Source organism: Streptomyces sp. NPDC005878, assembly GCF_040629815.1.
Classification (GTDB): Bacteria; Actinomycetota; Actinomycetes; order Streptomycetales; family Streptomycetaceae; genus Streptomyces.
Window position 1 is genome coordinate 23,559 of the sequence record NZ_JBEXWK010000011.1, and the last position, 14,871, is coordinate 38,429.

At 69.7% G+C, this 14,871-nt stretch carries 12 protein-coding genes; 6 read left to right on the forward strand and 6 right to left on the reverse strand.

Annotation, left to right across the window (positions count from 1 at the left end; all coding sequences use genetic code 11):
- The first annotated feature begins 65 nt into the window (after positions 1-65).
- Entirely contained in the window at positions 66-1,292 is a 1,227-nt protein-coding gene (locus ABZ404_RS18390; protein WP_358832996.1) for a cytochrome P450, read from the forward strand.
- 92 nt (positions 1,293-1,384) lie between these two features.
- Here the strand turns inward: ABZ404_RS18390 and ABZ404_RS18395 are convergent, their stop codons facing one another.
- Positions 1,385-1,843: an Rrf2 family transcriptional regulator gene (locus ABZ404_RS18395; protein ID WP_358832995.1), complete on the reverse strand. Its 459-nt coding sequence runs from the start codon at positions 1,841-1,843 to the stop codon at positions 1,385-1,387.
- A 48-nt stretch (positions 1,844-1,891) separates the two neighbouring features.
- Positions 1,892-3,115, reverse strand: coding sequence for an acyl-CoA dehydrogenase family protein (locus tag ABZ404_RS18400; RefSeq protein WP_358832994.1), 1,224 nt, complete (start codon positions 3,113-3,115; stop codon positions 1,892-1,894).
- A gap of 584 nt (positions 3,116-3,699) precedes the next feature.
- Here ABZ404_RS18400 and ABZ404_RS18405 point away from each other — a divergent pair.
- On the forward strand, positions 3,700-5,367 hold the full coding sequence (locus ABZ404_RS18405; RefSeq protein WP_358990554.1) for a M4 family metallopeptidase: 1,668 nt from the start codon (positions 3,700-3,702) through the stop codon (positions 5,365-5,367).
- Between the two features lie 94 nt (positions 5,368-5,461).
- Here ABZ404_RS18405 and ABZ404_RS18410 read toward each other — a convergent pair whose 3' ends face one another.
- Positions 5,462-5,998: a hypothetical protein gene (locus ABZ404_RS18410; protein ID WP_358837200.1), complete on the reverse strand. Its 537-nt coding sequence runs from the start codon at positions 5,996-5,998 to the stop codon at positions 5,462-5,464.
- Positions 5,995-7,200, reverse strand: coding sequence for a serine/threonine-protein kinase (locus tag ABZ404_RS18415; protein ID WP_358837199.1), 1,206 nt, complete (start codon positions 7,198-7,200; stop codon positions 5,995-5,997). Before ABZ404_RS18415 ends, ABZ404_RS18410 begins: the two co-directional genes overlap by 4 nt.
- Positions 7,201-7,437: 237 nt before the next feature.
- Between ABZ404_RS18415 and ABZ404_RS18420 the strand changes: the two genes are divergently transcribed.
- Positions 7,438-8,805, forward strand: coding sequence for an esterase-like activity of phytase family protein (locus tag ABZ404_RS18420; RefSeq protein ID WP_358837198.1), 1,368 nt, complete (start codon positions 7,438-7,440; stop codon positions 8,803-8,805).
- Positions 8,806-8,919: 114 nt separating this feature from the next.
- Entirely contained in the window at positions 8,920-9,486 is a 567-nt protein-coding gene (locus tag ABZ404_RS18425; RefSeq protein ID WP_358837197.1) for a GNAT family N-acetyltransferase, read from the forward strand.
- Between the two features lie 133 nt (positions 9,487-9,619).
- Here the strand turns inward: ABZ404_RS18425 and ABZ404_RS18430 are convergent, their stop codons facing one another.
- Positions 9,620-10,546, reverse strand: a complete 927-nt coding sequence (locus tag ABZ404_RS18430; protein ID WP_358990557.1) for an alpha/beta hydrolase — start codon at positions 10,544-10,546, stop codon at positions 9,620-9,622.
- A gap of 113 nt (positions 10,547-10,659) precedes the next feature.
- Here ABZ404_RS18430 and ABZ404_RS18435 point away from each other — a divergent pair, with 113 nt between their 5' ends.
- Both ABZ404_RS18435 and ABZ404_RS18440 read left to right on the forward strand, forming a co-directional pair.
- The gene (locus tag ABZ404_RS18435) at positions 10,660-11,106 is read left to right on the forward strand and encodes a MarR family winged helix-turn-helix transcriptional regulator (protein ID WP_358832446.1); all 447 of its coding nucleotides are present in this window, start codon (positions 10,660-10,662) and stop codon (positions 11,104-11,106) included.
- A 178-nt stretch (positions 11,107-11,284) separates the two neighbouring features.
- Entirely contained in the window at positions 11,285-12,340 is a 1,056-nt protein-coding gene (locus ABZ404_RS18440; protein WP_358832447.1) for a M4 family metallopeptidase, read from the forward strand.
- Positions 12,341-12,481: 141 nt separating this feature from the next.
- Here the strand turns inward: ABZ404_RS18440 and ABZ404_RS18445 are convergent, their stop codons facing one another.
- Positions 12,482-14,518: a non-reducing end alpha-L-arabinofuranosidase family hydrolase gene (locus ABZ404_RS18445; protein ID WP_358832448.1), complete on the reverse strand. Its 2,037-nt coding sequence runs from the start codon at positions 14,516-14,518 to the stop codon at positions 12,482-12,484.
- Positions 14,519-14,871 lie beyond the last annotated feature (353 nt).

Below are 14,871 nucleotides of genomic sequence, written 5' to 3' on the forward strand. Positions count from 1 at the left end.
GAGTGTGCCAGGTGATGCGAGGTCTCCGAAGGCCTCGCGCAGCGCACCATTCCGGGAAGGCCGACGTGTCCCAAACCGACGACGCCCGTATCTATGACGTCCACGACCTCCCGGGCCTGGCCTTCGACCCCTTTCTGTGGGAGTCACTGTCCGAAGCGCCGGTCTCCAGGATCCGTCTTCCCCATGGCACAGGTGAGTGCTGGCTGGTCACCAGACACGAGGATGTCCGCCTCGTCATCTCCGATCCGCGCTTCAGCCGGGACATCCTGGGCCGCTCCGTACCCAAAATGACCCGACACTTCATCCCTCTGGACCGCGCCGTCAGCTTCGTCGACCCGCCCGACCACGCCCGCGTACGCTCTGTCGTCGCCCCGCACTTCACCAAGCGCAGCATCGACCGGCGCCGCCGCCGCGCCCACCTCGTCATGGAAGAGCTCTGCCGGGACCTGGAAGCCGCAGGTCCGCGTGCCGATCTCATCAGCCGTGTCATCTCCCCCTTCGCCCTGGCGATGATCGGCGAGGTGATCGGCATCCCCGCCGAGGACCGACCCCGCATCCGGGACTGGGCGCAGACGGTCCTGACCCGGGCCGGTGACGACGCTCAGGCACTGCGGGCGGAGGACGCCAAGCAGGCGGCCCGCTCCTACTTCCGGCAACTGGCGGCCCAGCGACGCGTCCGGCCCCGCGAGGACGTGATGAGCGCCATGGTGACTGCCGTCGACGCGGGGCGTATCGACGAGGAGGAGCTGCTCGCCCTGGCCACGCTCATGGGGCTCAACGGCTGGCACGCGGTGTGCAACAACACCGCGAACATGATGTACGTACTGCTGACGCAGCCGCATCTCATGGAACGGCTCCGCGGGGAGCCCGGCGATCTGATCGGGCCGGCGGTGAGTGAACTCCTGCGCTGGATCCCCCACAAGCACGGCGTGGGGCAACCACGCATCACCACCGAAGCCGTGGCGGTCGGCGGCGTGTTGATCCCCGAAGGAGAACTCGTCTACGTCTCCTACGTGGCCGCCAACTGGGATGAAGCCGTCTACCCCGATCCGGGGCGCATCGACTTCGAACGTCAGGGCCCGCCCCACCTGGCATTCGGATTCGGCCCCCATTCCTGTGTGGGCCCCCTGTTGGCCCGGATGGAAGCAGAGGTCCTGCTCTCCACCCTGGTCGGGAGATTCCCTTCGATGCGGCTCGCCATCCCCGTTGAAGACATGAACTGGCAGACCGACGTCCTGATCCGAGGCCCCGTCGACCTGCCCGTCACATGGTCGTCCACCACCGTGGAGTGATCGCAAGGACAAGGCCGGGCGTGATGTGTCTTCCCGGCCGAAGCCAGGTCGGCCGGGCGCCGTTGACACGCCACGGCGAAGCCGAAGGCAGCTCAGGGATTGGTCCAGGCTTCCGGGTCCTGTGCGAGGTTCACGACCTCGTCCGGCAGTTCGGCCGCGGCCACATGAGCCAGAGTGACCTCGCCGAGGATCTTGCGGACGTTGGCGCGGACGGCGATCCACAGGGGCAGCAGCGACTCCGCCGGTCCGCCGTAGGAGAGTTCGGGCGGGCGTACTCCCCGTACCGACACCAAAGGGCCGTCCGCCATCCTGATGACGTCCGCGATGGCGATCGAGTCCGCCGGACGGGCCAGCCGGTAGCCGCCGTTGCCGCCTCGCTGGCTGACGACGAGGCCGCCCCGGCGCAGGTCGCCGAGGATGCCCTCCAGGAATTTGTGCGGGATGCCCTGCGCCGTCGCGATCGCCTCGGCCTTGAGGGAGACACCGTCTCCCGCAGCTGCCAGTTCCAGCGCCGCCCGCACCGCATAGTCCGCCCGCGCCGAGATCCGCATACCGTGATTATCCCTCATCGCCTTCTCCGCCCGACCGGGGTTGCGGCGTCAGGCGGGGAAGGTGAACGACGGGTGTGCGCCGTTGAGGAAGTAGTCCCCGATCTCCCGCAGTCTGTGGGCGACCGGCTCACGAAGGGTGTGTGTGCGGGCGTTGCGCCAGAAGCGGTCGAAGCCGTGGCGCGCGGAGGCGGCGTCGGCGCCGATGACGTCCAGAGCACGGGTGGTGATCTCCTGTGCCGCCCGGGAGGCGGCGGCCTCCGCCACGCTCGCCAGGACGGCGATCTCCGCACACTCCTCGTCGTTCAAATCATCCCACCGCCCCAGGCCGTGGAGCAGGGCGTCCACCGCCTGGCCCGCGAGTGCGGATGCTCCACGCGCGACGACGGCGAGTTCGCCGTAGACGGTCAGCGCGTACGGATCCTGTGGCGGGCCGCCCGGCCAGGGGTGGGGCGACAAGGGCTGCCAGGGTGAGCGCACGGCCCTTCCGTGCTCGTGGACCTCGGCCAGGAGTCCCTCGGCGATGCCGAGACAGTACTGGGTGGACACCAGGCGTGCGGTCGGCACAGCCAGGGAGGCGGAGGGCGGCAGAACGGCCTCGTCCGGCGAGAGGGCGCCCAGCACCTCGTCCACCGCGATCAGTACCGCGTCGCATTCGACGGCGCCTCCGGCGGCCAGACGCTGGCCGAAGGTGTCCCCGCTGCTGCCGCTCACGACACCGGGGTGCGTGGGATCGACGAGGACGGCCAGCGGCTCGCCGGTGCCGTACTTGGCGGCTCGGACCACCAGCATGTCGGCAACCCCCACGCCCGTGGCGAACCGCTGGTACCCGTCCAGGAGATACCCGTCCCCCCTGGGGGTCAGGATGAGCGGCGGCTCGTGGGCGGCGATACCCCCTCCCCAGCACCATCGCTCCACCGTCGCTCGCCGCTCGACGCGGGCGGCATGGCCGGAGTTGGCGAAGAACCGGGCGCTGAAGGAAAGGAAGTAGTGACTGCCGAGCAGGTGGCCGATGGCCCCGTCGGCCGCGGCGACGGTTCTGACGACCGCGTAGGCCGTGCGCCAGTCCGCGCCCCCTCCCCCGTGTTCGGCCGGTGCCAACAGGGTCAGCAGCCCCGACTCGCGCAGCCGGGCCACTTCGTCGAACGGCGGATCACCGCGCTGTTCGCGTTCGACCGCGTCCGTGGCCAAGTCGTCCGCGATCTCACCGGCGATGTGCAGCCAGCGGGTCTGTCCGGCCTCGATGTCCATGACCTCATCCGCTGCGACCGTCATGCCCGTATCCCCTTGGTATTCGGACGACGATGACCGCGGCTACGACTACGACGGCAACTACAGCTGACTGCTGGGCTCATGGCGTCTTCCTCCAAGGGTCCGAGGACGACGCGGTGCCCGGCGTGGCGGCGCGGGAGGTGCAGCGGTGCGGGGTGACGCGTCGGCTTCCTCATCCTCACTCTCCGCCTCGATCACCGTCAATGCTTCCCTAGTAATTCGATAGGAATACTAGGGATAGCGGTCCGCCCCGGCCGATTCGCCCTCCTGCATGGCTAGTTCACGCTGGCAGTGAGCCGGACCCAGAGCGAGCGGCTCGGCCTTCATACGAAGCGGCGCGCACCGCAGGACGTCTTTCCAGCATGTTGCGGACTCCTGTGCTCCCCATGTCGGCGCGTATCAGAGCCTTGTCCATCCCATGACGCGGCAGGCCGCAAATCCGGCATGCGCCAACGAACCCTCTTTTTTGCCACGTGACATGTGCGCGACGGGCTGCGAGTGTCCCTCCCCATCAAGGCAGTCCCTCCCTCCCTGGACAGATGGGCGGCCACACCGCCCCACTCCCCATGACTCTCTGGAGCAACCACATGTCTTCGCTCTTCCCCACCGGTGACCGTGCCCGCCGACTCGCCCTCACATCCGGCGCCGCCGTCCTCACCGGCGCCCTGCTCGTCGCCGGTGCCGCCACCGCATCAGCGGGTGCCGCCGCGGAACACCCCGGCGGCACCTCCGTCGCGGCCACCGCCCAGGCGCTCGGTCTCGGCGCACAGGAGAAGTTGGTCGTCAAGGACGTCATCAGGGATGCCGACGGCACGGTCCACACCCGCTACGAGCGCACCTATGCCGGTCTTCCCGTCCTCGGCGGCGACCTCATCGTCCACCGCGCCGCCGACGGCACCGTCAAGGACGTCACCAAAGCCGTCAAGGCCCCCATCAAGGTCGCCTCGCTCGACCCGAAGCTGACCCCGACTGCCGCCACGTCCGCCGCGATCAAGGCGGCCAAGGTTGCGAAGACGGCTGGTGCCGCCGCCGAGGACGCCCCCCGCAAGGTGGTCTGGGCCGTCGGCGGCAAGCCCGTCCTCGCCTATGAGAGCGTCGTCACCGGCACCCAGCGCGACGGTGTCACGCCGAGCAGACTGCGTGTCATCACCGACGCCGACACCGGCAGGAAGCTGTACGAGATCCAGCTGATCAACGACATAACCGAGGGCGTCACCGCCAGGGGCGGCGCCGGGGCGGCCGCACCGGGCGGCTCGCAGGTCGCCGCCGTCGGCACCGGTGCCAGCCAGTACAGCGGCACCGTCAGCCTGAACACCGCCAAGTCGTCCACGGGTTACTCCCTCGTCGACAGCGTGCGCGGCGGTTCCAGCACCGTCGACCTGAAGCACCGTACGAGCGGCAAGGGCAGCGTCTTCACCGACGCGGACAACAAGTGGGGTACCGGCAGCCCCGCCAACAACCAGACGGCCGCCGTCGACGCCGCCTACGGCGCCGCCCAGACCTGGGACTTCTACAAGAACGTCCTGCACCGCAACGGCATCAAGAACGACGGCCGGGCCCCCGTCTCCCGCGTCCACTACGGCAACGCCTACCAGAACGCCTTCTGGGACGACGCCTCCTTCACCATCACCTACGGCGACGGCGCGAGCAACCAGCACCCGCTGACCCAGCTCGACGTGGCCGGTCACGAGTTCAGCCACGGTGTCACCTCCGCCACCGCGAACCTGCAGTACTCCGGCGAGTCCGGCGGCCTGAACGAGGCGACCTCGGACATCTTCGGCACCGCGGTGGAGTGGAACGCGAACAACGCCCAGGACAAGGGGGACTACCTGCTCGGCGAGAAGATCGACATCTTCGGCAACGGCAAGCCGCTGCGCTACCAGGACAAGCCGAGCAAGGACGGCCGCGGTTCGGCCGACTACTGGAGCTCCGGCGTCGGCGATCTCGACGTCCACTACTCCTCCGGTGTCGCCAACCACTTCTTCTATCTGCTGTCCGAGGGCAGCGGCGCGAAGGACATCAACGGTGTGCACTACGACAGCCCGACCGTGGACGGCTCCACGGTCACGGGCATCGGCCGCGACAAGGCGGTGCAGATCTGGTACAAGGCACTGACCACGTACTTCACCTCCACCACCGACTACCACGGCGCCCGCCAGGGCACCTTGAAGGCGGCCGCCGACCTCTACGGAGCGAACAGCGCCGAAGCCAAGGCCGTGGAGGCCGCCTGGGCCGGGGTGAACGTCAAGGCCTGAACCCTGTGAACGACACAGTGCCGCACCGGCCGCTGAACCGGTGCGGCACTGCCGCGCCACCCGGGCCGGCCCCAGCGGCCGAGAAGGAAACGCGCTACGGACCGAGAGGCGGGGTGGGGGACGCGGCCGCCTGCCGGACCGTACGTTCCGTCGCCTTCACATCACCCGCGTCGCTGCGGCGCAAGACCACGATCTTGAGCACCGCCAGGAGGCTCGGGCCACAGAGGCCCGCGGCGAGCCAGGGCTGTGACGGCGCCACCGCCACTCCGGCGCCCAAAAGCGACAGCGCGAGCACCGCCCCCGTGATCAGACCGCTCATGCGGAACACATGGTTGCGGTGCTTCTCCGCGTCCCGCGCGGCACGCTCACCCTCTGCCTTCGCCAGAGCCGCGGCTCGCTCGCGTTCGGCTTCGCGGCCGGCGGCCTCCTGCTCGGCGCGATACCGCTGGTTGTCCAACTGCTTTCTTCGTAGCTGATGTTCACGCTTCAGCTGCGGCTCCATGGCCTTCAGCGCGATCTCCAGCTTCTCCGCGCCGAGGACCTCACCCCACTGGGCCGCGATCCCCAGACCCGCGGTGATGATGGGGTCTTCCTGGGGTACCGGCAGGCTGCCGGCCGGTCCCGTTGTCATCCCTGCGCCCCTCCGCCGTCGGACCCCACTGGTTGAATCTCTCTCTCAGCCGACTCAGGCGGTGGCCCCAGCCGCAGGAACAGACGGGCGAGGGCTTCGTCGAGGGTCGCGGCGGCCGGTGCCGCGTCCTCGTCCGCGTCAAAGGGTTCTGGGGACGGAGGCGGGGACGACATGCTCTGTTGAGCCTGAAAAAGCACCATCCCGGTCCCCGACACCGGGTCGACCTCTCGACTGTTCTCCGTGTCGAGCATCTCCGCGCGCACCGACCGGTAGGTGTCCGACGCGACTTGTTGCAGGGCGTTCTTGAGGACGGTGACGTCGACGTCCCCTTCCACCGCAGCCGGCGAACTGAACCCCGGCTCGGGAAAAGCCTCCACCATGAATCTTCGAAGCAGGCCGAGGACCGCCTCGGCACTCCTTGGCCTGTCCTTGGGGTCCTTGGCGAGCAGGCGCAGTACCAGTTGATCCACCTCGGCCGGAACCGCCGGCCGGAACGTGCTGGGCGGTTCCGGCACGGCATCGATCGCCCTCCGCGGGCGCCCGTCCTGCTCATCCCCCTGCCCGAACGGCGCCGCGCCCGTCAGCATCTCGTACATCACACAGCCCAGCGCGTACACGTCGACGCTGCGGTCGAGATCCCCCGCGGCGGACTGCTCAGGGATCGCGGAGATCAAGGATTCCTTATCGAGGTCCGCACCGGCTCGGGTGTCATCGAGCCGCGCGACTCCGAAGTCCACCACCTTCACGTTTCCGGAATCCTCGATCACGATGTTCGCCGGGTTGAGATCGAGGTGGGCGACATCCCTGCTGTGCGCGGCATGGAGCGCATGGAGGATCTGCACGGTGAACGACAGCACCTGGGGCAGCGTCGGCAGCGCTTCCTTGGTCTCCTCGGCCAGGGTTCGTCCATGTACGAGCTTCGACACCACGTACTCGACGGGCCCGTCGCTGGTGGTGCCGCGCCTGTAGTCGTACAGGGGAGCGATGTGGGACTCGTCCACGGCCGCCAACCGTGCGACCTCGACCTGGAACCGGGCGACCAGATCGGTGCGCGCCTGGCTCTCCGCCCGGCGGCGCAGCAGCCTGATGGCCACGTCCTGCCCCCGGGTCAGGTCGCGTCCTGCCCAGACTTCGAGGCCGCGACTGTCCTCGAGACGCCGTACCAACGCGTAGCGACCATTGAGTACTTCGCCGCTCTCCACCTGGTGCCCTCCCCCTGGCTCCACCCAGCGTAACGCTCCTCGGATCACGAGGAGGGGTAGTCGCCTCGATCGCCGTCCGAACGGAGGGCCTGCGGCAGCCGGGCTGATCCGTTGCCCGGGCGCGGCCCACCAGGGCGTCGGCCGCGCGTCGGACGGCATTCACCCCCTGGACTCATCGCGTTAGCGACGAGCCACCAGCTTGGCCGCAGTCACATGCCCCGCCGGCCAGGAGGCCCGATGTCATCCCTCGCGCACACCCAGCGCACCATACGCCGCTCACTCGCGGCGGGCGTACCGCTCGCCCTGCTCGCGACCGTCACGGTGGCCGGGACCGCCACGGGCGTGCCCACTGCGGCGGACGGTCGCGTGCCCGGAGGCGCGCGCGTCGTGGCGACCGCCACGCTCGGGGACATCCCGCTCGGCTCGTTCAGCAACCACCTGCTGCCCGGCTCGGTCGCGGACGACCGTGGTATCGACCTCGGCGGCATAGGCAGCGACCTCTACCCCGCTGGGCGGAAAGGGGAGTTCTGGACGGTGACCGACCGCGGGCCCAACGGGCAGATCAAGGTCGCCGGCGTCAAGCGCCGCACCTTCCCGGTCCCCGGCTTCGACCCCGCGATCATCCGCATCCGCGTGTCCGGCCCCCGCGTCCAGGTGCTCCAGGCCATCCCGCTCACCACCCGCTCCGGCAAGCCCGTCACGGGGCTGCCCAACCAGGCCTCGCGGGACGAGGCCCCGTACACGTACGACGCGAAGGTCCCGCTCGGTTACGATCCCAACGGCCTGGACACCGAAGGAATCGTGCGCGCGGCCGACGGTACCTTCTGGCTCGTCGACGAGTACGGGCCGTCACTCGCGCACGTCTCGGCACGCGGCAGGGTCCTCACGCGGTACGTCCCCAAGGGCCTGGGGCTCAAGGGCGCCGACTACCCCGTCGTGGAGTCGCTGCCCGGCATCCTCCTCAAGCGCAAGACCAACCGGGGCTTCGAGGGCCTGGCCCACCTTCCCGGCGGCGACCTGGTCCTGGCCGTGCAGAGTCCTCTGTCCGTGCCGGACGCGAGAGTCGGCAACGCCTCCCGCAACACGCGCCTGCTGCGGTTCTCACCGAGGCAGCGCGCGGTGACGGCCGAGTACGCCTACCGCCTCGACCCCGTGGACGTCGTCGAACCCGGCCAGCACGACACCTCGGAGCTGAAGATCTCCTCCCTCGTGGCCGTCGGCCGCGACACGCTCCTGGTGCAGGAGCGCACCGACAAGACCTCCCGCGTCCACCGCGTACGGCTCCCGCACGGCCCCGGCATCCTCGGCAGCGCCTGGGACGACCCGGCGACCTCCCCCTCGTACGAGCAGCTGGACGACTCCGCACCGGCCGGTACGCCGTTCCTGCGCAAGACCCTGGTGGCCGACTTCGGCCAGATCCCGGGCGTCCCCGGCAAGATCGAGGGCATCGCCCTGACCGGCCCGGACACCCTCGCGCTCATCAACGACAACGACTTCGGCATGACGGACGGCCCCGATGCATTCGACGCACACGGACGACTGGTGGACAGCGGCATCAAGACGACGGTGACGTCTGTACGACTGTCCAGGGCACTGCGGGGCTGAGGCCCGGACCGCGAGCGGATGCGTTGCCGGGCACCCGGCGGGGCGGCGGCGTCCGTAAGCCGTACCGGGACGGCACGTCGGCACAATCGCCCCCGATCGACGTAGCGTTGTGCCATGACCACTGCTGACGACACGGTGTACCGGTTCCGCGCCGCCGTCCCCGGGGACAGTGAAGCCATCTCCGCCCTGGACGGCTCCTTCACCACCGACACGGTCTTCCGGGTGAGCCTCACCGCGGACGGCTTCACGCTGCGGGAGGTGCCGGTGGACCCGCCCCTGACCAAGGTGTTCCCCCAGGACGAGCCGGACGGCGGTGACGAGGACGGCGAGGACGACCAGGACTCCCGCACGTTTGTCGCTCTCGGGGTCGGCGGGGGCCTGGCGGGGTTCATCGCCGTCTCGTACGCACCCTGGAACCGTCGGCTCGTCATCGAGGACATCGAGGTGGCCCCGGAGCACCGGGGCCGGGGCGTCGGCCGGGCGCTGGTGGGGCTGGCCGTGGGCTACGCCCGCGAGCGGGGCGCCGGGCACATCTGGCTGGAGGTCACCAGCGTCAACGCCCCCGCGATCCACGCCTACCAGAAGCTGGGCTTCACCTTCTGCGGCCTGGACACCTCGCTCTACGACGGCACCGCCTCCGAGGGCGAGCAGGCGCTCTACATGAGCATGCCCTGCCGCTGAGCGGAAGGCGGGCGGTTTGAGGGCGGGAAAACGCCCGACGGCAGCGACACCGGCGTCCAGAGCGACGCCGGGTGTCGCTGCCGTCGAGCCGCCGAACGCTACGCGGTTCCCGCGCAGTTGAGGCCGTGTGTTCTCACCGGACGCCGGCGACCGCGTCCCTTTCGTGCCGAACTCCGAGGTGGCCCAGGAGGAAGCGGGCGGCGCGGTCGAGCGCGGCGTCCGCCTCGTCGAGCCGGCCGTGCTCGCTCTGGTACACGTGCGGGAGTTCCGGCCCGATCTCCAATGTCACCTCGACGTCGGCGGCGCCCGCGCGCCCGGCCAGACGGACCGCGTCGTCGAGCAGCACCTCGTTCGCCCCGGCCTGCACGAGCAGTGGGGGCAGTCCGGAGAGGTCGGCGAACACGGGGCTCGCCAGAGGGTGGCTGCGGTCGCCCGCACCGACGTAGAAATCCGCGTACGCGCGCACATCGGCCTCGGTGAAGATCGGGTCGGCGTCCTTCTTGGTACGCATGCTCGCTCCGGAGAGGGTGAGGTCCACCCATGGCGAGAAGACGACCACGGCCGCAGGCTGCGGCAGCCCGGCGTCCCGGGCGGCGAGCAGGGTGGCGATGCTCAGGCCACCGCCGGCCGAGTCACCGGCCACGACCAGGTCCAGCGGGTCGGTACCGGTCGCCAGGAGTTCGCGGTAGGCGGCGAGCCCATCGTCGACCGCCGCGGGAAAAGGGTGCTCGGGAGCCAGGCGGTAGTCCACCGAGGTGGCCCGCAGCCTGGCACGGGCGGCGAGTTCACCGGCCAGGCCGGTGTGGGTGTCCGGTGAGCCGATGACGTAACCGCCTCCGTGGAGGTACAGCAGCCGTCCGCGCTCGGCGGCTCCGGGCGGCTCCAGGTCCAGGGCGGGGCGTCCGCCGAGGACGGTTCTGCGGAGCGTGACGCCGTCCGGCGCCGGTCGCGTCATGACCGTGGCGAACGACGCGCGCAGCTCCGCGGGGGTAGGTGTCGACTCGCCGCGAGGGGCGGAGCGGAGCAGGGCGTCCAGGGCGTGGCGCTGCTGTCGGGACATGGTGGGCCTCCGTCGGTCGGGTCGGGATGCGAAGATGGATTCCTCGGAATCCATCTGTCCATCTCCAACCGCCTTCCGAGGAATATGATTCCTGGGAATCTACTGGAGGTTCTATGAGCCACGTCACCCCGGTCTTCCTCGATCTCGTCCGCGTGGAGACCCGGCTGTACAACGCCGTCGGCGCCCGGCTGCGCGCCGAATGCGGCCTGACCCTGGGCCAGTTCGAGTTCCTGGACATCATCGAACGGGTGGACGGCTGTCGCGTACTCGACATCGTGGGCGAGTTGGCCATCACCGTGGGGGCCGTCAGCAAGGCGGTCGACCGGCTGGTGGCCGCGGGCTGGTGCGTGCGTGTCGCGCACCCGCAGGACCGCCGTTCCTCGGTACTGCGCCTCACGCCCGAGGGCGAGAAGGTGCTGGCGGCCTCCCGGCCCGTGGTGGAAGGCGCGCTCGCCTCACTGACCGCGACGGTTCCCGCCGCCGACCTGAAGCTCCTCGCCCCCGCCCTCGCCGCTCTCCGCGCGAACCTGGAGGCGGACGGTCAGGGTCAACCGGGCTGAGGGACGCTCGTCATGGCCGTCGGTCCGCCGATCCGCCGGTTTTCCGGGCGGTGATCTCTTCGGCACGGCCTCCCCAGGAATCTCGTCCTGGGCCTGGTCAAAGCGGGGCCGCGTACGCGAGGATCGCCGCCGCACCCCCCACGCCACCTCCCCGCCACCGCCCCACCGGAGGATTTGTATGGCTCGCCGCACATCTCGTGGCCTCGTCGCCGCGGCCGCCGCCACCGTGGCGCTCCTCACCCAGGCCGGCCTGGTCTCCGCCCTGCCCGCAGCGACCTCCGCCGCGTCCGGCACCGCGCTTCCGCAAGCCCGGCTGTTCATGGTCAACCCCGTCCAGTCCTCCGGCGACCAGTCGCTGACCGACGGCAAGGACGGCAACGCCGCCGTACCCGCGTCCGCGTACGCCGTGGCCGCGCTGCGCAATCTGGACGGCAGCGGCTCGCTCTCGGGCAGGTGGGTGACCGTACGTTCGGACACCGGCGCCTCGGCACGGCTCGCGGACGTCGGGACCTACAGCCGCAACGACGACCAGTTCGAGCAGGTCATGGCGTACTTCTGGGTCAACGAGGCCCAGGAGTACCTGCAAGGCCTGGGCTTCGGCAGCGAACTGCCCGGCGCCAACGACCGCGCGCAGCCCGTACGGATCAACCAGTGGGGTGCGGACAACTCCTTCTTCACCGACAAGAAGGCCGAGATCCGCTTCGGCAAGGGCGGGGTGGACGACGCCGAGGACGCGGAGGTCATCGTCCACGAGTACGGGCACGCGGTGCACAACGCGCAGGTTCCCGGCTTCGGCGCGTCACCGGAGGCCGGTGCGATCGGTGAGGCGTTCGGCGACTATCTGGCCGTCACGGTCGGGGCGTACGCCGACACCAAGTACAGGTGGCCGCTCAAGACCGACCTGGCCTGCGTCGCCGACTGGGACTCGGTCGCCTACAGCGCGGCTCCGCACTGTCTGCGCCGTATCGACGGGACGAAGGTGTACGCGGACCGGGTCGGGGAGGTGCACGCGGACGGTGAGATCTGGTCCCGGGCGTTGTTCGACATCCGCAAGGCCCTCGGCGCCCGGACCGCCGACCGGGTCATCGTGAACGCGCAGTTCGGCTTCCGCGCGGACACCAGCTTCCAGGACGCGGCACTGACGACGATCGCGACCGCGCAGCGCATGTACGGGGCGAGCGCGGCGGACGCGGTGCGCGCGGCGTTCAAGGCCCGGGAGATTCCCGGGGTCTAGGAACACGGTCGTTCAGCACCGACGGCGCCTCCGGCCGGAGAAGCGTTCCCCGCGGCTGCGGCCGGGGCCGTCCACCTCAGTTCGCCGGCCGCCGCAGAACGTGGGCCCCGCACGCACTGCGGGGCCCACGCGGCCGGTTGGTCAGCAGGACGAGTTGGTCTGGGTGAGCAGGCCCAGCCGCCACGGCAGGCTGTTGTAGTCGCCGCCCGCGTTGGGGTTCAGTCCCTGGTACAGGTACTGAAGCCGGCAGGAGGGGATCGTCAGCGTCTGGTCATAGCCCGCGCGGATCATCTCACCGTGACTGATGTCCCGGCTCCAGGCGCCTGCGGGGAAGGTGACGTTGTTCGCCCGGGCGAAGGGGTTGCTCTCGGACGCGGCGAGCGGAGTCCAGGAACCGGCGAGGCTGCCGGAGGTCCAGGAGCGGAAGTAGCGCCGCCCGTCGGATCCGATGGCTTCGACGAGGAGCAGGTACTGGTTGGTGCCCTGCACCTTGTACACGTTGCTCGCTTCGAACAGCGCGTTCCTGGAGTCCTGCGCGGCGATGACGGTGTTGGTGAAACCGTTGGGGAACTGGCCGACGGTGGTCTGCGAGCGGTACAGGTGCCCGTTGTCGTCGGAGGAGAACAGATAGCAGTTGGCGTTGTCGCAGATCACCCACATGTCGACCCAGTAGCCGTTGCCGATGTTCTTACGGATGATGTCCGGCATCGACGAGTAGAAGTTGCGGGGCGCGCTCCACCCGTTGGGGTTGCTGATGTCGGGGTTGGTGGAGTACGACGCGTTGCCGGTCTGGTAGACCAGGTACCACAGACGTTGCGGCGCGTTGTAGAAGACCTGGGGTGCGGCCCGGTACCCGGCGCCGATGGCGGTGCGGTCCAGGTAGTGGTGGGTGGCCGAGCCGGCCTGCGACCAGTCGGAGAAGCTCAGGTACACCAGGTTGTATCCGGCGGCGCTCGCCGTACTGGCGAAGACGTGGTACTTGCCGTTGTAGTAGACGACCGAAGGGTCCTTGATCCCGGCGATGTTGTGGCCGGCGTCCGGCTTGGGGGCGATCAGCGGTCCGGTCGAACTCCACCGGAACGACGAGGGGAGCGCGGCGGCGGACCGCGGCGCCGGTGCGGTGCCGGGTGCCGCCGCCCTGCCGCCCAGGGCGGTCAGGGCGGACTGGTAGGCCGGCTTCTTGTTGCCGTAGCGGTCGAAGAGCAGCGGGTTCTCGCCGGAACGCCAGGAGTCGCTGTCGCGGATCCCCCAGACGGTGATACCGGTGCAGCGGGTGACGTTCATGCAAGCCCGCACCGTGTTCGCGTAGGCCGTCGGCGGGGCTTGTGCGATGTCCAGTTCGGTGAGCTGGACATCGACGCCGAGGGCGGCGAAGTTGGCCAGCGTGGTCTGGAAGGTGGACGGCGGGCCGCCGGTGCCGAAGTGGGACTGGAAGCCGACGCAGTCGATGGGCACGCCCCGCGCCTTGAAGTCGCGGACCATGCGGTAGACGCCCTGGGTCTTGGCGGCGTTCCAGTCCTCGATGTTGTAGTCGTTGTAGCAGAGCTTGGCCGCGGGGTCCGCCGAGCGCGCGGTGCGGAAGGCCTGCTCGATGAAGCCGTTGCCCAGCAGGTTCTGGAACACCGAGGAACGGTGCTGGCCGCTGCCGCCGTCCGCGAACGCCTCGTTGACCACGTCCCAGGAGTGGATGCGGCCCTTGTAGTGGTTCGCCACGGTGGTGATGTGGTTGTTCATCACGCTGCGCAGCGTGTTCGCGTCGGTGAGGGAACTGACCCAGCCGGGCAGCTGGGAGTGCCACACCAGGGTGTGTCCGCGCACACGCTGGCCGTGGGCCGCCGCGCGGTTGACGATCTGGTCACCGGGGCCGAAGTTGAACGAGCCGCGGGACCGCTCGGTGGTGTCCCACTTCATCTCGTTCTCGGGGGTGACCGAGGTGAACTCACGGTCCAGGATGGAGGTGTACGTGCCGTCGCCGAGCCTTCCGGCCGCCACCGCCGCTCCGAAGTAGCGCCCCGACTGCGCGGCTTGCGCTCCGAGGGTGGAGGCCTGCACGGCACCGGGTGCGTGCACGGCACCGGGTGCGGCCGCCGCGGCCGCAGGCGTCACCAGGGCGGCCACGGCCAGCAGGGATAAGACCGAGGCCCGACGACGGCCGAGCCGTTTCAGGGGATTGTTCATGGTTCTCCTCTATGGATTCGTGGGGGGTTTGGGTAGTGCGGCTGGTGGGATGAGGTCAGGGCCGGACGCGGCCACCGGGCTGGTGAACACCGCGCCGGTAGTACGGGCTGCGGTGTGGAGCAGCAGGGCGCCGGTGGTGGCCGGCCGCGGCCAGGGCTCGGCGGCGACCCGAGGTTTGATCAGGACATGACATGACCATCTGTCGACCTCACTGCGAGGGCGCGGCGCGCCTGGGTCGGTGGATTGGCTCCCTGACGTTCGATATGACGAACGGCGGTCGACTCATCGAGCACCCTGGATCATACGAGGCGGAGCGCTCCCGTCAATACGTCTCGCATGATTCGGGTTTGCCT